Raw genomic sequence first — 21,341 nt, 5'->3', positions numbered from 1 at the left:
CCTCGACCCCTGAGGAGCCGGCCTGGACGAATCGGGGCGGCGAGCTCTAGCCGCACTCACCGGTGGAGGGCGGTGCAACGTTGATGCAGTGGGCAACCATGGTTGTCAGTGCTGCCGGTTCCCAGCTTTGTAGGAAGTCGGCGTGGGATGTCGCGCCTGGCGCGTCTGCGGGCCCGTCGGACGTGAGCCTGAGCTGCTTTCCCGCCCAGTAGCCGGGTGTCCCGTCGCCCCATGACACGTTCTCCAGCAGTTCCGGCAGCTTGATCGGGTAGCCGGCCGGACAGCTTGTGCCGCTCGCGCTCTTGGTGAAGAACGCCAAGTGGTTGGTGACCCCGGACGGTGCGAAGTCGGCGGTGTTTCCCGGTGTGGTGTGGTCGCCGCGCTTGCCATCCCAACATGAGGGGAAGGTGTAGTGCACGGTCAGTCGCACGGTGGTTCCGGTGGCGGTGGAGCAGTCCGGGATCGTCAGCTGTCGCACGATGGTGGACGATTCGTTGCACGACCAGCTGTACTTGGCGGTCACCATGCGTAGGTCTGCGGGGAAGGGTTGGGCGGCCCCGATGTCCTTGTGGTCGAAGCTGCGGTAGTAGGCAACGAATCGCCCTGCTGGCGCGAGCTTCCCGTTGACGAGAAGGCCGGGAGCCCAGTACGCGGCGCTGTCTCCGGGATGGGTGCACGCGGTCGCCTGGCCGACGAGCTGGTCGTAGGTGGCGTTGTGCGGCTCGGCCAAGTTCAGCAGGGCCTTGTTCCCGAAGAACTCGTGGAGGTGCGCCGAGGTCGCGGACCCTCGGGCCACGATGGGATCGACCTGGCGGATGCCGACACCGGGCTTGCACGGGACTTTGGCCAGCGCCTGAGCGGGCGAAGGTGCCAGTGTCGCTCCGGTGGCAAAGAGCACAGCCGCCGTGCAGAGTGTGGCGAGTAGTCGGTGCAGGCTACTTGACATGGTTTCCTCCTGATGAAGAAGGCCACCTCCTCCTTGGTCGCCGAGCGGAGCGCGGAACGCGCGTGAATCCGAAGCCTGGCGGTGCGGCTGAAGGAGGGTGACTCCTGTCGTCTGGGCTTGTCAGGCCGATTCCGTGCAGAGGTTGAGTGTCTTCACGGCTCTTGCTCCTCAGTGCCCCGGCGTCTCCAGGGCATCCATCCAGCGTCCCCGCGCCAGAACGGCCGCGACCGCGGAACGGGGCACACGGCAGGACCAGCGGCGCATAGCACCCGACTTGGGGCGGACGCAGTGCCCCAAAAGCCGCGCAGGTCTCAGGAACCGGGACGGGTGACCAGCATGCGGGACGGTTCTGCCAGCCCGCGCCGGGGCTCTACGAGAAGGCATCACTTCAGGGTGCCGTGGCGATTCACCCCCACCAGGCGAAATAACCCCGAGTGGGTCTTCGCCCTTCATAGCGGCCTTTCAAGTTGTATTCGTGCGCTCACGAGGCGTGCACACGAAGACCTACGACGTATGCAGACACGTTCAGCCCAGAAGGGCATGCCCACCCACGCCCGATCGCGCTCTGCGGCTACTTAGAGACTGGTTGCAGGATCGGTGTCCGGCCAGACTCGGTCCAGGTGCTCGGCGAGACGCTCTCATATGCGGCTGCCCACCGGCGTCATTGGTGTGGCTCTCTCATGGCATGCGGCCTCGTCGGGCACCGCGCGAGGAGAGGCTCTAAAGGGGTTTGTTCTGCTCAAAGTAGCGATGCCCTCCCCGCTTCCACATCACGACGGGAACGAAGGAGGTGCACGGGCTACGGGTGTGATCATCGGGATGGACCCGCACAAGCGCTCGGCCACGATCGAGGTCATCGACCAGACCGGTCGAGTACTCGAGGTCGGGCGGTTCGACACCAACCAGGCGGGCTACGCGGCGATGCTCGCCGCCGGGCGTGCCCACGGCGAGCCGGGGGAGCGGGTGTGGGCGGTCGAGGGGTGCAACGGCATCGGCCGACACCTGGCACACCGGCTGGTGCACGACGGGGAGCACGTGGTGGACGTGCCGACGAAGCTGTCGGCGCAGGTGCGCATCTTCGCCACCGGCAACGCCCGCAAGACCGACCCGGTCGACGCGCACTCGGTCGCCCTCGCCGCGTTGTACGCGCCGGCCGAGCCGGGGCTGCGGCCGGTGCTGGTCGAGGATGACCTGGTCGTGATGGGGATGATGGTCGACCGGCGTGACGAGCTGGGCCGGGCCCGGACGCAGACGGTGAATCGGCTGCATCGGCTTCTGCTGGAACTGATTCCGGGCGGGGCGAAGACGTTCCTGTCCGCGCCGCATGCCCGCGCCCTGGTGGCGAAGGTCAAGCCGCGTGACCTCGTCGGGAAGACCCGGCGCCGGCTCGTCGTCGAGCTGATCGGTGAGCTGGAGGTGATCGACCGCAAGATCAAGACCGCGGAGAAGGAGCTGACCGCGCTGGTGCTCCAGCGCGGTTCCACGTTGTTGGAGCTGACCGGGATCGGGCCGACCGGCGCCGCACGGTTGCTGGCCGACGTCGGGGACATCCACCGCTTCCGGGACAAGGACCGGTTCGCGTCCTGGAACGGCACCGCGCCCTTGGACGCGTCCTCCGGGGCGCAGCAACGGCATCGGCTCTCTCGTGCGGGTAACCGCCGGATCAACCGGACGCTGCACATCATGGCCGTCGTCCAGCTGCGGAACCCGAGCCCGGGGCGGGATTTCTATGACGCCCGCAGGGCCGGTGGGACACCGTCGTTGATGGCGCTGCGGTCCCTGAGGAGGCGCCTGTCGAACGTCGTGTACGCGCGGATGCTCGCCGATCAGACCAGGCGTGAGCGCACCCTCGGAGCGGGAGAGGTGACGGGCCCGGGAGGGCACCGGGGCAACGTCTCTGACTCCAGCGTGACCGGCTCACAACCCCAGACCGGCTCTTCGGAGAAGCCTCTTCCCGGACCCGTCACCACCCAGCGTAGAACCCCGGCCCTCGCCACGTCTTGACCTAAAGGGGTGCCATGACCGGGCGAGCGTAGCCGCCCTTAACGCGGCATTTCCGGACGTCAGGGGAGTCGCCGCTCGTAGCGTCGAAGCGTTGGATGCGGGGGGAAGGTGGTTCGGGTGGTGATGTCGGTGCGGACCCAGCCGCGCCGGACGTAGAAGCGCGTGGCGCGTGTGTTCTCGTCGAAGACCCGGAGAAAGATGTCTCGGTGCCCCTTCGCGTGCATGTGCTCGAGAAGTGCGGTGTGTGCGATGCCGGCTAGACCGCTGCCCCAGGTCCACACTGCCGTACCGAAATGAAGCAGCTCATCGGCTCGCGTCGCGGCGAATCCGGCTACCCGTCCGGCGTCTTTGATGACGAAGCAGTCGACGTCTGGATCGGCGATTTCGCGCTTCCACCGGTCACGAACCCGCTGCTCGGGGAAGGGGTGTGTCTCCTGCGGGAAAACATGGCCGAGTCCGGCGACGGCGCCCTCTCGCTGCACCGCCATCAAGGCCTCGAGCTCTTCAATAGTGAGCGGCTGTAGGGCGGCCATAACGGGAGGCTATCTGTGCGGCAGCCAGCGGGAGGACCTGATGTGCAGCCGCGGCCACGGCCGATGAGCGGCAGATGCGGGCGCCCGGGCACGCGGCGTTGTCGGGTGGGCTCGATCAGCGTCGCCGAGGTGCTCCACGCTCCCACCATTGATCCGGTGCCCGCTCACGGATGTCACGCGCCACCCACTCGACGTCCACGCCATTGCAGAACTTCCAGAGTTCCTTGGCCGCCCGGGAGTACTGGAACAAGACCTGGTCTGCCTCGAACGCGTCCAACTCACCGCCGCGGAAACGATCGATCTCAACCCCGACTCGCTCCAGCAGAAGGGCAAGTTGCGCCTCGTGATAGGCACTGACCGTCTCCCACGCCGCACGCCGTTCAGAACTCGGAGACACCCAACTCAGGCTAGTCCGGCGACCGGCGATGGGTGCCGCTCCGGCGTGATCCTGTACCCGACGTGGTCGGTCGGCCGTGCGCGCACCGCGGCAAACGAGGACCTTGGCCGGATGGCGTCAAGGACAAACTGGGTCGTGGTGGCCGAGCATGGGCAAGCGGGTTCCTCGCGTTGCACCTGGCGCGGCAACATCCGGGCGGGGGTCGAATGCAACTGCCGCCATTCGACGTGTTGGTGGAAGCGACGTCAGCAACTGTGAAGGAGAACGTCAATGCGCACCCTGATCTCCACCTCGTTCGTCTCGCTCGACGGGAAGCTCGACCCCACCGGCGGCGACCCAGGGCTGCACGACACCCAGTGGACCTTCAAGACCGTCGACTTCCTGCCGGAGGCCTACGAGCTCAAGGGCCGCGAGCAAGAGGAGGCAGGCGCCCTACTACTTGGACGCAGGAGCTACCAGCTGTTCGCGCCGGTGTGGCCCGGCATGGCCGAGTTCGCCCGGTACAAGACCCTGCCCAAGTACGTCGTGTCCACGGCCCTCGAGGAGGACGACCTGGTCGATGACTGGGGCCAGACGACGATCCTCCGGTCGGTGGACGAGGTCGCCGAGCTCAAGGAGAGCGACGGTGACCCGCTGCTCGTGCACGGGAGCGCGACGCTCAACCGGGCGCTGCAGGAGGCCAGCCTGATCGACCGCTACCACCTGCTGGTGTTTCCGGTGCTGCTCGGCGCCGGCAAGTCGCTGTTCAGCGACGCTGACACCGCCGCCCAACGACTACGCCTCGTCGAGCACCAGGTCTACGCCAACGGCATTGAGAAGCAGGTGCTCGACGTTCTCCACTGAGCGTTCAAACGGTGCGCTCATGCACGGGTGACGGCCCTGGGGGTCGGCCTAGTCCTCACTGGAGCCATCGTGCAGCTTGTCTGGTCCCTCGTGCGGTATTGGCACTGGAGAGCCGACCGTAAGCACGACTTGTCCTAGTCCTCAGGTCGGGGCTGGTTCACGCGATCGGCCGGAATCGCTAAGCGCCCATCCACACGGGCGACCCGACCTAGTCAGCCGCTACCAGGGCCTCGGATTCCGCTTCGCCCCGTCGGCGGACTCCTTCAACGAGACGCGAAACCACGCAGTGACGACCCAAGCTAAGACCACGATCAATGGGATGTCGACCGCCAGACGCACAGCAGCCGAGTCGGTTGTGAAGCGGACTCCATGGTGGAGGGTCTGCTGCACGAACGGGTGACAGTTTCGGTTAGGCCACCTGGGTGGCGGTTGTGGTCATGATCAACTCGTATTCGACCGGGGTCAACCGTCCGAGTCGCGGTTGTCTCCGGCGGCGGTGGTAGGTCCGTTCGATCCAGGTGACGATCGCGATCCGCAACTGTTCGCGGGTCGCCCAGGCACGACGGTCCAGGACGTTCTTCTGCAGCAGCGCGAAGAACGACTCCATGGCCGCGTTGTCGCCGGCCGCGCCGACGCGACCCATCGAGCCGACCATGCCGTGGCGGTGGAGCTGGTGGACCAGCTTCCGGGACCGGAACTGCGACCCGCGGTCGGTGTGCAGAACACACCCGGCCACGTCGGCGCCGTCAGCGTGGCGGCGGGCGACCGCGTGGTCCAGGGCCGCGACGGCGAGCGAGGACTTCATCCGTGAGTCGATGCTGTAGCCGACGATGCGGTTGGAGTACACGTCCTTGACCGCGCACAGGTACAGCTTTCCCTCGCCGGTCCAGTGCTCGGTGATGTCGCTGAGCCACAGACGATTCGGCGCTGGCGCGGTGAAGTCCCGCTCGACCAGGTCGTCGTGCACCGGTGGCCCCGGCGTCTTGCCGTTGCGCCCGCGTTTCTTGCCGAACGCGGACCACCAGCCCAGCTGGGAGCAGAGCTTCCACGCGGTCCGCTCGCCCATAGCCTCGCCGGCCTCGCGCGCCTCATCGACCAAGAACCGGTACCCGAACTCCGGGTCGTCGCGGTGGGCGTCGAACAACGCGTTCGCCCGGTACGCCGCGGTCAGCTCGGCGTCGGTGACCGGGTTGGTGAGCCAGCGGTAGTAGGGCTGGCGGGCGATCTTCAGCACCCGGCACGTCACCGTGACGGGGATCCCGTCGCCGGCGAGCTCGCGGACGAGCGGGTACATCATTTTCCCGGCAGGTGCGCCTGCGAGAGGTACGCCGCCGCGCGGCGCAGGACCTCGTTCTCCTGCTCGAGCAGCTTGATCCGCTTGTTCGCCTCCCGCAGCGCCTCGGACTCGCTGGAGGTCCGGGCAGGGCTCGCGGCACTGGCCGAGCGTCGCTCATCGATCGTCAGCCACCGCTTCAGGCACGACGGCGAGATGCCGAAGTCCTTCGCGACCTGGGCGATGGAGGCGTCCGACTCCTTGAAGACCCGGATCACGTCCTCGCGGAACTCCTTGGGGAACGCCTTGGGCATGGTGCACATCCTTCCAGCGCCGACACACATCGACGCAGATCAGATGTCACCTATCCGTGCAGCAGACCCAAACGACGTCCTCAGCGTCGTTCTCGCTCAGTGGACGCAGTTGAAAGCCTGAACGTGTGAGCGTGACGTCGTCGAATAGCTGAGGCACGGACTGAGTATGCCCGTCGTTGACTGATCGGCAGCCTGCGCCTTCCTCGACTTCAGAGAGTGGCACTACCGATCGACGGCATGGCACGACGTCCCATCCGAGGAGCGGCAGTAGAGGACGTTTGCTACCTACGATGCGCCCCCCGGGAGCCCGATGTGTCGGTCTGCTGGCACACCCGCATGAGAGCATCCGCACATGCCCAGCGACCGCCCAGCAGAGCCAAGGCTTTCCTACGCCCAGCGTGCCGGTCGGCGTTGGCCATACGCGCTGATGGCGTGCGTGACGCTCGGCGTTCTCGGACTACTGCTCGAGGGCCGGTGGGACTGGACCCTAATCACCCGCGCTTTGAGCTTGTCAGTGCCCATCGGCGCGACGAGTGTGATCATGGCACTCGTGCTTGGCGTGGTTCCGGAAGGAGGGCAGGGCCGCAGCCAGGGGCCGTTCCGCCGGCGCCCATTGCCCCAGGAGTCCGCACGCTAAGCGGCAGCCGCATACGTCAACGCGCTGGCTTCCCAGCCGCCGTAGTCGCCGCCCGGCGCCTGCTGAGCGACACCCTCGAAGAACGCTCGCGCATCCCTCGCGCTGATGGTTGTGCGGTGTACTCGGTTGTGCGGTCCCACCATCGGTTAGGTGGCGTGTCGGCGCCGGGGCTCCTCACATTCCGCCGGTCACCAGCCCTGTCCAGAAAATGGCCACGAGGGTGAGCATCAGGAGAGCAGCAACCGCCATCGGTGCGTGGCGCATACGCAGCATCGTTGCCACGCCCGTCGCGAAAACCGCAACCGCCACGGCAGCAATCAGCCAAGCGGCCCCGGTACTCCAGTCGTAGCGAGCGGTCAGCCCCGACATCAGGACGAGCCAGACCAGCGCGACTCCCGCACTGATGCGCACCCGGTTCCGAAGTCTCATGGAGACGACAGGATTGTCCGCATCGCTGTCGGTCCTGGGGGTGTGGTTTGGCATTGTCACCTGCGGCAAACTACAGCCTCGCGGTGCCTAGAGAGCGTATTCCTCGGGCTTCATCGACGACGCCATTGTTGCGGTTCAGAGGCGCGACCGGGCTAGCGGAGCCGCCCTCAACGCTGGTGGGCCCGACCCCTTGCGGCGCATACTGAGGTGTCATCCGAGGGCAGGGTCGTCGGGCGTTCTGCGCCTTTGGTTGCTGGCGAGGAGAGGCGTTCTGGGATGTGGAGCTTGGGGCCGTTGCACCGCTTGCACGACGACTATGTCTGGAAAGTCAACGCGGCTGTTGGCGAGGGCCGCGACGACCTGGTGCGCCAGTTCACGGATCAGTACATGGACGAGGCGTTGCGCCTGATCGCCTCCACGGAGTCACCGACCTGTGGCCGTGCGAACTGCCGCGTCTGCGCGCCCGAATACACGACAGAGCCACAGGTCACCCATGTCCGCCGCAGGTGGCTCCACCCGGCCTGAGTCGTGGGCACGCCGAACTGTTGAGCCGGTCGACGCAGCTGGCGAGGCGTGGGGGGCGCAGCGGTCTAGGTGACAGCCGGGCCTTGCCATGAACCTGCCTCAGCTGAACAGGCAGTGACCCGCTCGCGTCGCGGCAGGTGCTTCGTCTCGTACACACACTCCGCGCACTTGCCTTTGATCGCGGCATCTGTCGAGGCACCGGGATGTTCGCGCCAATCGTGTCCGCAGGCAGGGCACGCCGGAATGTGGTGCTCGGGCGTCCAGGGGTCACGCAAACCCCCGCCTGGAATTCCCAAGGCACGACGCGTCCCTTCGTCCGCAATGACATTGGTCATGTCCAGATGCTCGAGTCGTCTCCCGAGACGGCGAAGCATGAGTGCCTGGTCCGCAGCGCCCGGCATCAGATCGAGCGCCAGGCGAGGGTCGCTGCCGCCAATGGCGATCCTCGGGCCAGCCTTCGCCAGGTAGTAGCCAGCCACGGCGGTTATATCGCTCACCGGCAACACCAGCGCGGGGCGCAACCACGCCCTTCTGACGAAGCGGTCGCCGTCGAATGTGAGGTGTTGCGGCCAGTTCATCGCCCAAGTGAGGGCGAGCGCCCCGACGAGGCCAATCGGCCCCAAGACGGCGTCATGCCGCGCCATCCAGTCGGTGTTCTCAAGCACGAGCAACCACACAACGCATCCCACAACGGCGGTGGTGACGAAGCTCGAGGGGCGGATGAGCCAAATGCTCATCGTGGGATGGAGGGGTGGCACGTCGTCAGTATGTCCTCCCGCCTTGGTTCGGCAGGGGAGTGCCGGATGCCGCCCATAGAGCGGCATGTGGGGAAGCGACGCGGGACGCGGAATCACAGATCGCGAGTTGGGTGCCTCCGTGCGCTGGCACGAGGCAGCCGGGGTCCGCACCTTCGCTCTTCATGAAGCGCACTGTTTCGGTGTGCTGAGTGCTGGTGAGCGCGAAGCGGACTTCGGCGGCTGCGCTGTAGGAGGCGATTTCGCCTGCGCTCTCGAAGCTGATGCTCATGAGGTGCTCGGCGAAGGGAGCGAGCAGAAGGCCCAGTTCGAACTCCTTTGGGTTGCCTGGGTCCAGATCGTCGGCGATACCTGCCTGGCGATCGTCGAGGTAGCTTCGCCAGCGTTCGTCGAACTCGAGTCTCGACAGCTCACCTTCGACCTCGTCAGGCCACCGGTCGCCGGGTCCCATCGAAATCGCGATGTACTCCAAGTCGCGGCGCAGAGCGGTCAGGGCTCCTCGAAGAGCGGCTTCGACGTCGTGCCGTGGCGTGCCCGGCCTAACGGTGTAGACGTGTCGAGTTTCCCGGGCGGCCACGGCATCACTGTGGCACAACGGTGCGGGTCCCCAGCGCTACTCTGTCGGGTCGAGGCGCGCGGCTTGAGCCAGTACAGAAAGCCCCTCAACGAGCGACTGGCGGCATGCTCGGACGTCGTCCACGAGCCGCATGTTTGGACGAACGTTCATGTCTTCACGGCCACCGTGACCCAAAGTCGTTGCAAAAGCTGAATACCCGGTATACCGTCACGCTCACTCACAGGGACATACCGAGTATTCAGGGGGTTAGTCATGTCTGTCAGGCAAGGACTGCTCGCTCTGCTCGCCGAGGAGCCGATGTACGGCGCCCGGCTGCGCAGCGAGTTCGAGGCACGCACGGGCGGCACGTGGCCGCTGAACGTCGGGCAGGTCTACACGACGCTGTCCCGACTCGAGCGGGACGGCCTCGTCGAGCCCGTCGGCGGCCCCGACGAGGAGGGCCGCATCGCCTACCGCCTCACCGCCGCGGGCCGCGAGGAGAGCGCGTCGTGGTGGCTGACGCCGGTCGACCGCGACTCGACCCCGCGCGACGAGCTCGTCATCAAGCTGGCGCTTGCGGTCACGTCCCCCGGCGTCGACGTATCCCGCGTGGTGCAGACGCAGCGGACCGCGACGCTGCGGCACCTGCGTGACCTCACCCGGCTCAAGAGCCGCGCGACCGACGACCCGGACGCGAACGACCTCGCCTGGCTGCTCGTGCTCGAGAACCTGCTCTTCGCCGCCGAGTCCGAGGTGCGCTGGCTCGACCACGTCGAGGCGACCCTGAGCCGTATGCCGGCAGCCTCCCTCAGAAGGCCACGTGCAGTCCCGGGCGAGGCGGGGTCCGACGACACCGCACCGGCTCTCGGGACGAAGGGGGCGGGCCGATGAGCGCCGAGGCCTCCGTGCTGCTCCTCGACGACGTCTCGCGCGTGCACGGTGCCGGCGAGACCGAGGTTGTGGCCCTCAGCCACGCCTCCCTCACCGTCGCCAAGGGCGAGCTCGTCGCCGTCATGGGCCCGTCCGGTTCGGGGAAGTCGAGCCTGCTCAATCTCGCCGGCGGGCTCGACCGCGCGACGAGCGGGCGGGTCGTGGTCCAGGGCGTGGACGTCGCCTCCCTCGACCCGAAGGGGCTGGCGTCCCTGCGGCGCCGGTCGATCGGCTTCGTCTTCCAGGACCTCAACCTCATCCCCAGTCTCACCGCGGCCGAGAACATCGGCCTGCCCCTCGAGCTCGACGGATGGTCGGTGCGGCGCGCCCGCTCGCAGGCGATCGACGCGCTCGACCAGCTGCGCCTGCGCGAGCTCGCCGACCGCTATCCCGACCAGATGTCCGGCGGGCAGCAGCAGCGTGTCGCCATCGCCCGAGCCCTCGTCGGGGAACGCGCGCTCGTGCTCGCCGACGAGCCGACCGGCGCGCTGGACTCGCACACGGGCGAGGGCGTGCTCAAGCTGCTGCGCCAGCGGTGCGACGCCGGCGCGGCCGGGCTGCTCGTCACCCACGAGGCCCGTCACGCGGCCTGGGCCGACCGGGTCGTCTTCCTGCGCGACGGCGTCATCGTCGACGAGACAGGGTCCGCGCCCAGCGCGGAGTCCCTTCTGACAGAGGCGCGCTGAGGTGGGCCGCCACACCACGACCCCGCCACCGTCGCGGTTCGAGACCTGGCGGGGCAGCTGGCGGGTCTCGCTGCGGATGGCGCGCCGCGACGTGCGCCGACACCGCGGTCGCAGCCTGCTCGTCGTCATCATGGTCGGCCTTCCGGTCCTGCTCCTTGCCGCCGGCAGCACCCTCTGGTTCAGCGAGGACCTCGACACCTCCGAGCGCCTGCCCCTGCAGCTGGGCCAGACGCAGGGTTACCTCATGGATCCGCAGGACACGGCGCTTCATCAGCTGCTCGACCCGCGCAGCAGTTCCGGCCCCCGACCCGGCGGCCCCGCGCAAGAGGCCCCCGCCGCTCCGGTACCGGGCTACGCGCCGGGCCGTGAAGAAGCCGCGCTCAGCCGCCTCGTCGGGGCCCGCCTGCATGCCGCGACACTCTCCGGGGGCAGGGCCCGGGTCGGGCGGCACTCCGCCGCCGTCAGCATCCTTGGCATCGACCCCCGCAGCGCCGGGCTGACACTCGCCCCACGCGTCTCGCTCGAGTCCGGTCGTTGGGCCACGGCCCCCGACGAGGTCGTCGTCACGGAGGCCGGGATCGCCGCGGGTCTTCCCAGGTCGGGGACCTTCGCCCTGCAGACGATGCCACGTCCGGACGAGATGCAGTCGCAGACGCTCGTCGTCGTCGGGGTCGGCACCGGCTTCACGAACTCGAGCCCCGACGAGGTGCGCCCCGTCGACCTCGTCGGGCTCCCCGTCGCCGAGGGCGCCGAGCGCCAATGGCTCGTCGAGCGGTCGGCCCCGATCACCTGGTCCGAGATCGAGCGGCTCGACACCTACGGCGTGGGCGTGTTCAGCCGCTACGTCGCCGAGCACCCCGAGACGATCCGCCTCCCAGCCGACACCTACCTTCCCGGTGACACGAACAAGCTCTTCATCGTGCTCGCCGCGTCAACCGGGCTGCTGCTCCTGACGAGTCTCCTCGCCGGACCCGCCTTCGCGGTCGGCGCCGCCCGGCAACGCCACTCCCTCGCCCTGGCGGCCTCCAACGGAGCCACCCGAGCCCAGCTACGGCGGACCGTCCTCGGCCAGGCGCTCGTGCTCGGTGCGCTCTCGGCGGTCATCGGCGCAGTCGCGGGCGTCGTGGTCGGCCTGCTCGCGGCGCGCATCACGCACCAGATCGCGCCCACCCACTTCTTCGGCCCGTCCGAAGTCTCGTGGAGCTCGATCCTGATCGTCCTCGTGGCCGGCGTCGTCAGCTCGGTCGTGGCCGCACTGGTGCCCAGCCGGGGGCTCGGCAAGCTCGACATCGTCTCGGTGCTCAAGGGCCAGCACGTCTCAGCCCCGCTCCGGCGCCGCGTCCCGCTCGTGGGTGCCGTGCTGGTCGGGGCGGGCGTGGTCGCGGTGCTCTTTGCGTCGTACCGGTCCTCTGACGCCTACTTCTACGTCTTCCTCGGCGGGGTGCTCCTCATCGTCGTCGGCGCCTTGCTCATCGTGCCGCTGGTGCTGGCCGGGGTCGCCCGCATCGCCCACCTGCTGCCGCTGCCGACCCGGATGGCAGCCAGGGAGGCAGGACGCCTGCGCGGCCGCGCCACCCCCACCGTGGCCGCCATCCTCGGTGGCGCGGCCGTACTCACGACCGTGTGCATCGGCCTGCAGGCCGACACCGAGCGCGGAGCGCGCAGCTACAGCAACCAGACCCTCGAGGGCCAGGCTCTCGTATCGGCTCCCCTCAACCCGTCGTCGGCCGACATGGCAGCGGTCCTTCGCAGCACGGACCCGACGCTGCGCTCCCTCACCCTCCACGCAGCGTCCAACGACGGGTCAACGCTCGTCCGGCTGGTCGCGATCCGCCCCGGCTGCACCTTCGCGCAGACCGCGCCCGAGGTTGCCTACCGCGACGGCCTGACCATCGACAACGGGGCTCTGCCGCCCTGCGCCGCCGTCTCCACCGAGCCCTTCCTCCCCGGCGCGGCGCTGCCGATCGTCGACGCCGACGAGCTGGCGGACTTCGTCGGTCTTGATGCGGCCCAGCGCAGCCAGCTGCGGCGGGGAGCAGTGGCCGTCCTCGACCCGCACGTCGCCGACACCCTGCAACCCAGCCGGGGCTACGCCCGGCCGGGTGTCGACATCGCGGACCTTCGTCCGCTCGGTGTCCCCGCACCCGACGGCGTCAGCACGTGGAACCGCTACACCGTCTCGGTGGGCAAGGACGGGATGACTACGCCCACCGACGAACCGCCCACCGTCGTGCGCCTCCCCGTCGTGCAGCTGAGCCACGCCCAGTGGGCGCGGGTCGTCATCTCCGGCAACAACGGCGCCGGAGCGTTCTTGTCGACCGCTGCCGCCGCGCGCCTCGGGATCTCCCTCTTCACGGACCAGACCCTGATCCGCGGCGCCGGGCCCATTTCGGAGGTTCAGGAGGCGGCGTTGCGCGAGGCCCTCCAGTCGCGCGACGGGGACGCGAGCCTCACCGTCGAGCGCGGCTACCAACGTGCCGACACCCTCGTCGTCGGCATCGTCATCGGCACCATCGCGCTCATCATCCTCGTCGCGACCCTCATCGCCACCGCGCTCGGTCAGACGGAGTCCGCGCCCCTGCTCGGCACCCTCGCCGCGGTCGGCGCCACCCGCCGGACGCGACGGGCGCTGGCTGCGTCCCAAGCCCTCTACCTCGCGCTGGTCGGGGCCGTGCTCGGAGTCCTCGTCGGGATCGCGCCCGGCATCGCCGTCTCACGCATCCTCACCGCCTCCTACGACAACGGCGGGATGGACTACAGCACGGTCATCATCAGCATCCCCTGGCTGCAGATCCTGCTGCCGGTGCTACTCGTGCCGCTCGTCGCTGGGGCGCTGGCGTGGGTGTCGATCAGGCGGGCGCCCACGGTGACGCGCCGAGCCACCTGAGCCCGGCGACACGGCATAGCCCAGGATCTCAGGGCCCGCGCGACCTGACGAGGGCCGCGGGCCCTGACCACGGAAGCACCTCGCCCAATCGGACACGTGCACATCGTCGACGGCACCTCCTGCCGGTAGCCGACCGACAGCCGGCGCCCTTTCCTGAGGGCTTCACTGTCGAAAGGAACCAGGGCTTATCCAGAACCCAGTGACCGGTCCGGCACGAGACCGCGACCTTGTGCAGGCGGGTTACCTGGTCGCCCGGGCCCGGCAACGCACCTTCGGCCTGGCCACCGTTGCATGCCTCGGACGCCCCAGGGTCGGAGTCCCGGGCGAGAGCGCATCGCGCGCTCATCGGCAGATCCGGTAGAGCATGCACCTGGGGGAGGGGAGCGCCGTCCGACTGTTGCCCCACCGCCCACCCGCAACCGGGGCTTGGCGTCAGGAACAGCAGCATGAGCGGCCTCTCGCTAGAGAAGGTCCCACGTCAGTGGGTCGCCCGGCTCTGCGGCGCTGGTGAACGTGCGTCCGACGACGAGCTCGAACTCGTGCGGACCGAGCCCACCGGCGGGACGGAGCGAGCGGACGTTGTGGGTGGTGACCGGGTCGCCCGGCCGGACAGGCTCGGTGACCCGGAGGGAGCGGCGGTAGCGGCGGCCCGGCACGTCCTTGTCGGCCGGTGCGCCGGCCGCCGGGTCCCCTAATGCCAGCCAAGCGGCATACGTGCTCGTGACAAGGTCGGCCAGCTCGGGGGGCGTGAGGGAGAAGGCGGAGTCGATGGGTCCGTCCTCGCGCGACAGAGTCACGTGCTTCTCGATGATCACCGCGCCCAGGGCGACGGCAGCGACGGCGGGCCCAATGCCGACGGTGTGGTCGGAGAGCCCGACCGGGACGCCCAGGGCATCGGCCAGCACGGGAATGCTGCGGAGGTTGAGCGCGGCCGGGTCGGCGGGGTATCCGGGGGCGCACGTGAGGACGGCGACGTCGTTGTTGCCGGTCGAGCGCACCGCACGGACCGCCGCGTCGATCTCGGCAAGCGAGGCCATCGCCGTGGACAAGATCACGGGCTTCCCGGTCTCGGCAGCCGTGCGGACCAAGGGGAGGTCAACCAGCTCCGAGGAGGCAATCTTGTAGGCCGGGGCGTCCAGCGACTCCAGCAGCTCGACGGCCGTGGAGTCGAACGGGGCCGAGAAGCAGTCGATCCCGAGTTCGTCCGCCAGCGCGAAGATCGGGCCGTGCCAGGAGATGGGGGTGTGCGCCTCCTCGTACAGCTCCCACAGCGTGCGCCCCGGCCACAGCGGGTGGTCGAGCGGCAGGCGGTGGTCGGGCCGCTCCGAGCGGGTCGTCATCGTCTCGGGGCGGTAGGTCTGCAGCTTGACGGCGTGTGCCCCGGCCCCCGCGGCTGCCCTCACCAGGTCGAGCGCGGCCTCCAGGGAGCCGCCGTGGTTGCCGGAGATCTCGGCCACGACCATAGGGGGGTGGCCCGGGCCGAGGGTGTGCCGTCCGATTCGTAGGTCGGGTGTCATACCTCGAGCGTTCGCCACCTGAGGAGGCTCTGTCCAAGAGTGATCGCGGATAGGGTCATCAGCAGGACGAATCACCGCAGGTCAGGTCAGGCGGACGGGGTGGTGGATGCTCGTGGATCTGGACACCGGGCTGCTGCGCGCGTTCCTGGCCGTGGGGCGCACCGGCAACGTGACGCAGGCGGCCGCGGAGCTGTTCATCTCGCAGCCGGCGCTGTCGGGGCGGATCAGCCGGCTCGAACGATCGGTGGGGGCTCGCCTCTTCGAGCGGCACCAGGGCGGAGTCTCGCTCACCGACGCGGGGCACACGTTCGTGCCCTACGCGGAGCAGGTCCTCGCGGCCCTCGACCGCGGGGTCGGCGACGTCGTCGCGGCCTCGCGACTCGGGGTCCTGCGCCTGGATGTGCCGGATGCCGGCCTCGCGGTTCCGCGCCGGGCCGTCGAACTGCTGCGCGCGGCCCTGCCCGAGGTGGAGCTCGATGTGAGCGAACGGGGCTCGGTCGATCAGGAGCGTCGCATTCGCTCCGGTGAGCTGGATCTGGCTCTGGGCACCGCCGGCCCGCGTCTGGCCGGCATGGCGCAGCGTCGGATCGCGAGCGAACCGCTGGCCGTCGCCCTTCCGGCGGCCGACCCGCGCGCCGCCGCCGGAGGGCTGAGTGCCGAGGATCTACGCGACGACATCCACTACATCCCTAGCACCGCCTTCGCGCCCGAGTGGGTGGCGCTGGTCCACGCGGCGCTCGACGGTGCACCGCGCACGACCGTCCCGCTGCACACCGAGTCCACGCGCACTCCGCTCGAGACGGTTGCCAACGGAGGCTGCGTCGCCGTCAGCCTCGCCAGCACGCCGGTGCCAGCAGGAGTGGTCCTCGTGCCCCTCGTCGGAGCCCCGCCACACGTGTGGGTCGCGCGGCACCTGAAGAGGGGTCCGCATCGAGCGTTGGTCGAGACCGCCGTCCGAGCCGTCTCAGCTGTCCAGAGCGCAGCTGCCCGGGACGCGGCGGAGACCGAAGGCGAGACAGACGCCGCGAGACCGGGCCAGGACTGAGGAACGTCCCGCGGCGTGAACGCGCACCTCGATGTGGCCGTGCACCGGCAACAGCCGTCAGCCAGCTGTCCAGTTCCACGACATGGGTCCGCAATTAGGCAGTCCCTCGTACGCTGAGGCCGTGGCCAGACCGGCGATCATCACGGTGGACGACGACGCACCGGTGTCCGCTGCGATCGCGAGGGATCTCCGGGCCAGATATGGCGAGGAGCACCGCATCCTGCGCGCCTCCTCGGGCGCCCAGGCGCTCGACCTGCTGGCTCGGCTCGTCCTGCGTTCCCAACCCCTGGCCCTCGTCGCCGCCGACCAGCGCATGCCAGGAATGACCGGAATCGAGCTGCTGGCGCGCGTGCGCGACCAGGTGCCCGACGCGAAGCTCCTGCTGCTGACGGCATATGCCGACACCGACGTCGCGATCTCGGCGATCAACGACATCGGCCTCGACCACTACCTGCTCAAGCCGTGGGACCCTCCAGAGGACCGGCTCTACCCGGTCATGGACGACCTGCTGTCCGACTGGCACAACGCTCACCCCGAGCAGACGAACGACCTGCGCGTCGTCGGTCACCGCTGGTCCCAGGCCAGTGACCTGGTCAAGTCGTTCCTCGCGAACAACCATGTGCCATACGTCTGGCTCGACGTCGAGCGTGACGAGGAAGGCGCCCGCCTGCGGGACCTCGCCGGCGCCGGGCCGGATGACCTGCCGCTCGTGCTCGTGCCGGACGGTGAGACGCTGCGGGCACCGACGCCGTTGGCCGTGGCGACGGCCCTGGGCCTGCGGACCAATGCCGAGCGCGACCTCTACGACCTGTGCATCGTCGGAGGTGGGCCGGCCGGCCTCGCCGCGGCCGTCTACGCGGCCTCGGAAGGCCTGAGCACGGTCGTCGTCGAGCACGACTCCCCGGGCGGACAGGCGGGTCACAGCGCGGCCATCGAGAACTACCTCGGGTTCCCTCGCGGCCTGTCCGGAGCTGACCTGGCGCAGCGGGCCATCGCGCAGGCTCGACGCTTCGGCGCTGAGCTCGTCCTGGCCCGGGACGTCGTTGCCCTGGAGGCGCGTGGCCCGGTCCGCGCTGTACGCCTCGATGGCCTGGATGACATCGAAGCCCGCAGCGTGGTGGTCGCCACCGGGGTGTCGTACCGCCGTCTGGAGGCCCCTGGGATCGACGAGCTGGCCGGTCGGGGCGTTCACTACGGCTCGAACGCCGGCCAGGCTGCCGCGTGCGAAGGCGACGAGGTCTACGTCGTCGGCGCCGCCAACTCTGCGGGACAGGCCGTCCTCAACCTCGCTCGTTACGCCGCGCGGGTGACCCTTGTCGTGCGGGGCGACTCGCTCTCGGCGAGCATGTCCCAGTACCTCGTCGAGCGGGTGCGCCAGGAGGATCGAGTACGCGTCCTGTGCCGTACCGAGGTCGTGGGCGCCTCGGGTGACGGGCACCTCGAACGGCTGACGCTCGCCGACCGACACACGGGCGCCACGACCGAGGTGCAGGCGGCGTGGCTCTTCGTCTACATCGGCGCCTCGCCGCGCACCGACTGGCTCGGCGCCGACGTGGTCCGCGACCCTCACGGCTTCGTGGTCACGGGTCACGACCTCGTCACCGGCCAGGCGGCACACGGCTGGTCCCTCGCCCGACCACCGTTCGCCCTGGAGACCAGCCTGCCGGGGGTCTTCGCGGCCGGCGACGTTCGCTCGGACTCCATGAAGCGGGTTGCCTCGGCCGTCGGCGAGGGGTCCATGTCGGTCTACTTCGTCCACCGCTATCTCGCGACGATCTGAGCGAGCCGACAGACAGGACCTGCGATGCTCGAGCTCTCCGATCTCCGAGCGGTGCCGCTCTTCGACGGGCTGCGCGACGACCAGCTGGAGGAGCTGCTGAGCGGGGGCGACGAGGTGCCGATCCGCCCCGGGGAGGTGCTCTGGCACGAGGGCGAGCGCGCGGACTACTGGTGGGTCGTCGTCGACGGATCGCTCGCCCTGTCGCGCCGCATCGGCCGCGAGGACGTGGTCGTTGGCCGGATGGACATGCCGGGAAGGTGGGCCGGAGGTTTCCGAGCCTGGGACGAGCACGGCGTCTATCTCGCCACGGCTCGAGGCGTGGCACCGGGCCGGCTCCTGCGGCTCCCTGCCTCCCGACTGCACGAGCTCGCCGAGCTCTGGTTCCCCTTCGCCGCCCACCTCGTCGCGGGCCTCTACGGCACCGCCCGATCGATCGAGGCGACCGCCCGCCAACGCAGCGCGCTGGTGACGCTCGGGACCCTCGCGGCCGGTCTGGCCCACGAGATCAACAACCCGGCCGCCGCGGCCGTCCGCTCGGCGGTGGAGCTCGAGCGGGCCTGCGACGGTCTGCTGGACGCACTCCGGCAGATGGCCACGAGCGGGGTGACCGCGCCACAGTTCGGCACGCTCGACTCGCTGCGACGCGCGCTGCACCCCGTTGCAGGGCCGGCCGACGCACTCGAGACCGCCGACCGCGAGGAGGAGCTGCGGGACTGGCTCGACGGCGCGGGCGTAGAGCGTGCGTGGGAACTGGCCTCGTCGCTCGTCTCCGCCGGCGCGGACGTCGAGTGGCTCCACCAGGCTGCGGCGGCGACGGGCGACCGGCTGGAGCCCTCGCTCGTCTGGGTGGCGCGGACCCTCGATGTCGCCTCGCTCCTGGCGGAGGTGCGCGAGTCGACGCGGCGGGTCTCCGAGCTGGTCGCCGGGATCAAGTCGTACTCCCAGATGGACCGCGCCTCGCACCAACGGGTGAACGTCCACGAGGGGCTCGAGAGCACCCTGCTCGTGATGGGCCCCCGGCTTCGCCCGGGCATCACGGTCGTGCGCGACTGGGACGGCGACGTGCCGCTGGTTGACGGGATGCCCGGCGAGCTCAACCAGGTGTGGACCAACCTCATCGACAACGCTGTCGACGCGATGGGGGGCACCGGCACCCTGACCATCACCACCCGGCGCGACCGGGACGCCGTCGTCGTCGAGGTCGGCGACACGGGGACCGGCATGACGCAAGAGGTGCAGCAGCGCGCGTTCGAGGCGTTCTACACGACGAAGGACGTCGGACGCGGAACCGGCCTCGGCCTCGACATCGCGCAGCGCATCGTCGTCGACCGCCACGGCGGCTCCATCGAGGTGCAGTCCCGGCCCGGGGACACACGCCTGCGGGTCCGCCTGCCGATCCACGCTGCGGGCGCGCCCGCGTCCTGAGCCGTGAAGCTCCGGATCACGGTTCGGTCGGCAAAACTCCAGTTCGAACCAGCTCCTCGGCGACGACGGCCAGCTTGCGGTTGGTGTGCTGACTTGCGGAGCGCAGCATCTCGAACGCCTGTGCTGGCGTGATCCGGTGGCGCTCGACCAGCACACCGATGGCCGTCCCGATCGCGCGGGAGTTGCCCAGCGCGGCCTCGAGGTTGTCGGCGCGTTCCTCGACCATGGCGCCCTCGACCGCGATCGCGGTGTAGTCCGCAACCAGGCTCGCCCGCGCCCGGGCCTCGGCATCGAAGGTGTCGGCCTCGGCGCTGTAGAGAGTCATCACGCCCAGGACCTCCTGTCTGAGCTGCAGCGCCGAGGACAGCACGGAGCGGACAGGTGTGCGCGTCACCATCTGCTGCGGGTAGGACCCGAACCGGGACTCGGCCGCCAGATCCGGCACGTGGACTACGCCGCCCTCCATGAGCGCCAGCCGCCCCGGGCTCGATGGAGCAGCGACGGCGATCTCGGTCACGACCTCCAGCAGCTGTCGGTCGCTGGCCGTGTAGAACCTGGGGGCGCGCTCCGCTCCGTGGTGCGTCACGGCCACGACGGCCCAGTCACAGGGCACCGCCGTCAGCGCGTGTGCGACTGCTTCGTCGACTGTCGGTGCTATGCCGTCGGTCTCCACGAGAAAGCGTGCGAGTCTCCCCAGCAGCTCTTCCTTGGTCGGAGAGCCCTGGGGTGCGCCGACCGGTGACGTGCCGCCCGGCTGACCACTCTGGCTGGCTGCGATCACGGTCGAGGCCTGTATCGGTGACTGCTTCGCACTCTCGACCTCAGGCATGCATCGATCCTCGCACCAGACTCCCGTGCACAGCCAGAGCCCTCAGCACGGCCAGATGGAACACCCGCACGGAACCAACCTGATGCGCCGCGAGCGCTGTACTGCGTGCTCCAAGCGGGTAGGGGGGTAGGGAGCACGCCACCGGCGGGCTCAAGCAGCGAGGCGCTCCGGTGGCGGGCTCTCTTCACCGCCGGCGCGCCGCGGCGGCCGAAGGCCCGGTCCATCGCGGCTCGCGTCCGTCGCGGCTCGCGTGCATCGCCTGGCCGCGGCCGGGTCTGCGCAACCACCGTCTGCGCAACCACGATCTGCGAGCCTCGCGTGAATGCGCACGACGGAGGATGCTGTGTCTGTGATCCACCTAGAGTCCACGTCCGGCGACGGACGACCGCACGCCGCCGACCAACGTGACCGAGCCGCGGATACACGAGACCGGTTCGCGGACCGCCGCGAGCAAGCAGCCGATACTCGCGAGACCCGAGCCGACGAACGGGAGCTCGACGCCAACGGGCGTGAACACCACGCGGACGAGCGGGACCGTGTCGCCGACGAGCGGGAACGGGCCGCGGACGAGCGCGAACGCAGCCTTGACGAACGAGAGGAGCAGCTGGACCAGCAGACGGCCCATCTCGACCGGCTCGCCCGCAACCTCGGCGAGGAGACCGGCACGCCGCACCAGGACGCGCAGCACACGATCGACCGCGCCCGGGCGCGCCTGGCTTCCAGCCACGCTCGGATCGACCGCAGCGAGGCTGCCCTCATGCGTGGCTGGACCAGTGCCACCAGAGAGCAGAACACCATCGACCGGGAGGCCGACGAGACGGAACGCCGGACGCCCGTCGACGACGATGTCGAGGACTCGCCATGGCCGCCGCGCGCCCGGAGAGGTGACGCCGGCCCGACCCGGTAGACGACAGCCCCAGATCCCGAGTCCCTTCCGAGCGAGCACGCGCGATCCGCGGCCCTCGGCGCTGCTCTAGCCGGCTCAGAGGCCCCCTGGCAGGGGTGGCAGGTTCGAGGAGTCCAGGTGGTA

The 21,341-nt window shown here is 69.4% G+C and carries 19 protein-coding genes; 10 read left to right on the top strand and 9 right to left on the bottom strand.

Features of this window, described 5'->3' with window-relative positions; genetic code table 11:
* Positions 1–46: 46 nt before the first annotated feature.
* The gene (locus LQK93_RS18595; RefSeq protein WP_374969246.1) at positions 47–946 is read right to left on the bottom strand and encodes a DUF1996 domain-containing protein; all 900 of its coding nucleotides are present in this window, start codon (positions 944–946) and stop codon (positions 47–49) included.
* A 642-nt stretch (positions 947–1,588) separates the two neighbouring features.
* Here LQK93_RS18595 and LQK93_RS18590 point away from each other — a divergent pair.
* The gene (locus LQK93_RS18590; RefSeq protein WP_374969245.1) at positions 1,589–2,950 is read left to right on the top strand and encodes an IS110 family transposase; all 1,362 of its coding nucleotides are present in this window, start codon (positions 1,589–1,591) and stop codon (positions 2,948–2,950) included.
* Between the two features lie 59 nt (positions 2,951–3,009).
* Here LQK93_RS18590 and LQK93_RS18585 read toward each other — a convergent pair whose 3' ends face one another.
* Together LQK93_RS18585 and LQK93_RS18580 are read right to left on the bottom strand one after the other, a co-directional pair.
* A complete protein-coding gene (locus LQK93_RS18585; protein ID WP_374969244.1) occupies positions 3,010–3,483 on the bottom strand; it encodes a GNAT family N-acetyltransferase in 474 nt (157 codons plus the stop codon).
* Between the two features lie 115 nt (positions 3,484–3,598).
* A complete protein-coding gene (locus tag LQK93_RS18580) occupies positions 3,599–3,880 on the bottom strand; it encodes a hypothetical protein (RefSeq protein WP_374969243.1) in 282 nt (93 codons plus the stop codon).
* 270 nt (positions 3,881–4,150) lie between these two features.
* Between LQK93_RS18580 and LQK93_RS18575 the strand changes: the two genes are divergently transcribed.
* Positions 4,151–4,723, top strand: coding sequence for a dihydrofolate reductase family protein (locus LQK93_RS18575; protein WP_374969242.1), 573 nt, complete (start codon positions 4,151–4,153; stop codon positions 4,721–4,723).
* A 409-nt stretch (positions 4,724–5,132) separates the two neighbouring features.
* On the opposite strand, the gene LQK93_RS18570 is transcribed toward LQK93_RS18575, so the two are convergent.
* Positions 5,133–6,310 (bottom strand): IS3 family transposase gene (locus tag LQK93_RS18570; protein WP_374969241.1). Its coding sequence is split into 2 segments (ribosomal slippage): positions 5,133–6,023 and positions 6,026–6,310, totalling 1,176 coding nucleotides; the frame shifts between segments, so codons are not numbered across the junction.
* Positions 6,311–7,121: 811 nt separating this feature from the next.
* Entirely contained in the window at positions 7,122–7,430 is a 309-nt protein-coding gene (locus tag LQK93_RS18565; protein ID WP_374971544.1) for a hypothetical protein, read from the bottom strand.
* 249 nt (positions 7,431–7,679) lie between these two features.
* Here LQK93_RS18565 and LQK93_RS18560 point away from each other — a divergent pair, with 249 nt between their 5' ends.
* A complete protein-coding gene (locus LQK93_RS18560) occupies positions 7,680–7,901 on the top strand; it encodes a hypothetical protein (RefSeq protein WP_374969240.1) in 222 nt (73 codons plus the stop codon).
* Between the two features lie 65 nt (positions 7,902–7,966).
* Here the strand turns inward: LQK93_RS18560 and LQK93_RS18555 are convergent, their stop codons facing one another.
* Both LQK93_RS18555 and LQK93_RS18550 read right to left on the bottom strand, forming a co-directional pair.
* Positions 7,967–8,638, bottom strand: a complete 672-nt coding sequence (locus LQK93_RS18555; protein ID WP_374969239.1) for a hypothetical protein — start codon at positions 8,636–8,638, stop codon at positions 7,967–7,969.
* A gap of 25 nt (positions 8,639–8,663) precedes the next feature.
* The gene (locus tag LQK93_RS18550) at positions 8,664–9,233 is read right to left on the bottom strand and encodes a hypothetical protein (protein ID WP_374969238.1); all 570 of its coding nucleotides are present in this window, start codon (positions 9,231–9,233) and stop codon (positions 8,664–8,666) included.
* Between the two features lie 252 nt (positions 9,234–9,485).
* Here LQK93_RS18550 and LQK93_RS18545 point away from each other — a divergent pair, with 252 nt between their 5' ends.
* From LQK93_RS18545 to LQK93_RS18535, 3 genes are read left to right on the top strand one after another with little or no spacing between them, the layout of a single operon-like run.
* The gene (locus tag LQK93_RS18545; RefSeq protein ID WP_374969237.1) at positions 9,486–10,103 is read left to right on the top strand and encodes a PadR family transcriptional regulator; all 618 of its coding nucleotides are present in this window, start codon (positions 9,486–9,488) and stop codon (positions 10,101–10,103) included.
* Positions 10,100–10,828, top strand: a complete 729-nt coding sequence (locus LQK93_RS18540) for an ABC transporter ATP-binding protein (protein ID WP_374969236.1) — start codon at positions 10,100–10,102, stop codon at positions 10,826–10,828. The genes LQK93_RS18545 and LQK93_RS18540 overlap by 4 nt, the downstream gene beginning before the upstream one ends.
* Position 10,829: 1 nt before the next feature.
* Complete coding sequence (locus tag LQK93_RS18535) at positions 10,830–13,715, top strand: FtsX-like permease family protein (protein WP_374969235.1); 2,886 nt, start codon at positions 10,830–10,832, stop codon at positions 13,713–13,715.
* A gap of 461 nt (positions 13,716–14,176) precedes the next feature.
* Here the strand turns inward: LQK93_RS18535 and pseI are convergent, their stop codons facing one another.
* The gene (gene pseI, locus LQK93_RS18530) at positions 14,177–15,178 is read right to left on the bottom strand and encodes a pseudaminic acid synthase (protein WP_374971543.1); all 1,002 of its coding nucleotides are present in this window, start codon (positions 15,176–15,178) and stop codon (positions 14,177–14,179) included.
* Positions 15,179–15,344: 166 nt separating this feature from the next.
* Here pseI and LQK93_RS18525 point away from each other — a divergent pair, with 166 nt between their 5' ends.
* The 3 genes from LQK93_RS18525 to LQK93_RS18515 all read left to right on the top strand — a co-directional run bounded on the left by LQK93_RS18525 (position 15,345) and on the right by LQK93_RS18515 (position 19,482).
* Positions 15,345–16,277 carry a LysR family transcriptional regulator gene (locus LQK93_RS18525; protein ID WP_374969234.1) on the top strand — a complete coding sequence of 311 codons (933 nt, stop codon included), beginning with the start codon at positions 15,345–15,347 and terminating at the stop codon, positions 16,275–16,277.
* A gap of 121 nt (positions 16,278–16,398) precedes the next feature.
* A complete protein-coding gene (locus tag LQK93_RS18520; RefSeq protein WP_374969233.1) occupies positions 16,399–18,057 on the top strand; it encodes an FAD-dependent oxidoreductase in 1,659 nt (552 codons plus the stop codon).
* A gap of 24 nt (positions 18,058–18,081) precedes the next feature.
* Positions 18,082–19,482 carry a sensor histidine kinase gene (locus tag LQK93_RS18515; RefSeq protein ID WP_374969232.1) on the top strand — a complete coding sequence of 467 codons (1,401 nt, stop codon included), beginning with the start codon at positions 18,082–18,084 and terminating at the stop codon, positions 19,480–19,482.
* A gap of 16 nt (positions 19,483–19,498) precedes the next feature.
* On the opposite strand, the gene LQK93_RS18510 is transcribed toward LQK93_RS18515, so the two are convergent.
* Positions 19,499–20,311 (bottom strand): ANTAR domain-containing protein, encoded by an 813-nt coding sequence (locus LQK93_RS18510; protein ID WP_374969231.1) that lies wholly within the window; start codon positions 20,309–20,311, stop codon positions 19,499–19,501.
* A 349-nt stretch (positions 20,312–20,660) separates the two neighbouring features.
* Here LQK93_RS18510 and LQK93_RS18505 point away from each other — a divergent pair, with 349 nt between their 5' ends.
* Complete coding sequence (locus LQK93_RS18505; protein WP_374969230.1) at positions 20,661–21,218, top strand: hypothetical protein; 558 nt, start codon at positions 20,661–20,663, stop codon at positions 21,216–21,218.
* Positions 21,219–21,341: the final 123 nt, after the last annotated feature.

This window comes from Terrabacter sp. BE26 (genome assembly GCF_041941675.1).
In the GTDB taxonomy this organism is placed as follows: domain Bacteria; phylum Actinomycetota; class Actinomycetes; order Actinomycetales; family Dermatophilaceae; genus Terrabacter.
Note: the sequence above shows the minus strand (reverse complement) of the source record. Positions and strands in the feature narration are given on the sequence as shown.

Coding starts and splice junctions, on each gene's coding strand:
- LQK93_RS18595 (WP_374969246.1), bottom strand. CDS start 946: ATGTCAAGTAGCCTGCACCGACTACTCGCCACACTCTGCACGGCGGCT.
- LQK93_RS18590 (WP_374969245.1), top strand. CDS start 1,589: ATGCGGCTGCCCACCGGCGTCATTGGTGTGGCTCTCTCATGGCATGCG.
- LQK93_RS18585 (WP_374969244.1), bottom strand. CDS start 3,483: ATGGCCGCCCTACAGCCGCTCACTATTGAAGAGCTCGAGGCCTTGATG.
- LQK93_RS18575 (WP_374969242.1), top strand. CDS start 4,151: ATGCGCACCCTGATCTCCACCTCGTTCGTCTCGCTCGACGGGAAGCTC.
- LQK93_RS18565 (WP_374971544.1), bottom strand. CDS start 7,430: ATGCCAAACCACACCCCCAGGACCGACAGCGATGCGGACAATCCTGTC.
- LQK93_RS18555 (WP_374969239.1), bottom strand. CDS start 8,638: ATGAGCATTTGGCTCATCCGCCCCTCGAGCTTCGTCACCACCGCCGTT.
- LQK93_RS18545 (WP_374969237.1), top strand. CDS start 9,486: ATGTCTGTCAGGCAAGGACTGCTCGCTCTGCTCGCCGAGGAGCCGATG.
- LQK93_RS18540 (WP_374969236.1), top strand. CDS start 10,100: ATGAGCGCCGAGGCCTCCGTGCTGCTCCTCGACGACGTCTCGCGCGTG.
- pseI (WP_374971543.1), bottom strand. CDS start 15,178: ATGGTCGTGGCCGAGATCTCCGGCAACCACGGCGGCTCCCTGGAGGCC.
- LQK93_RS18515 (WP_374969232.1), top strand. CDS start 18,082: ATGCTCGAGCTCTCCGATCTCCGAGCGGTGCCGCTCTTCGACGGGCTG.
- LQK93_RS18510 (WP_374969231.1), bottom strand. CDS start 20,311: ATGCCTGAGGTCGAGAGTGCGAAGCAGTCACCGATACAGGCCTCGACC.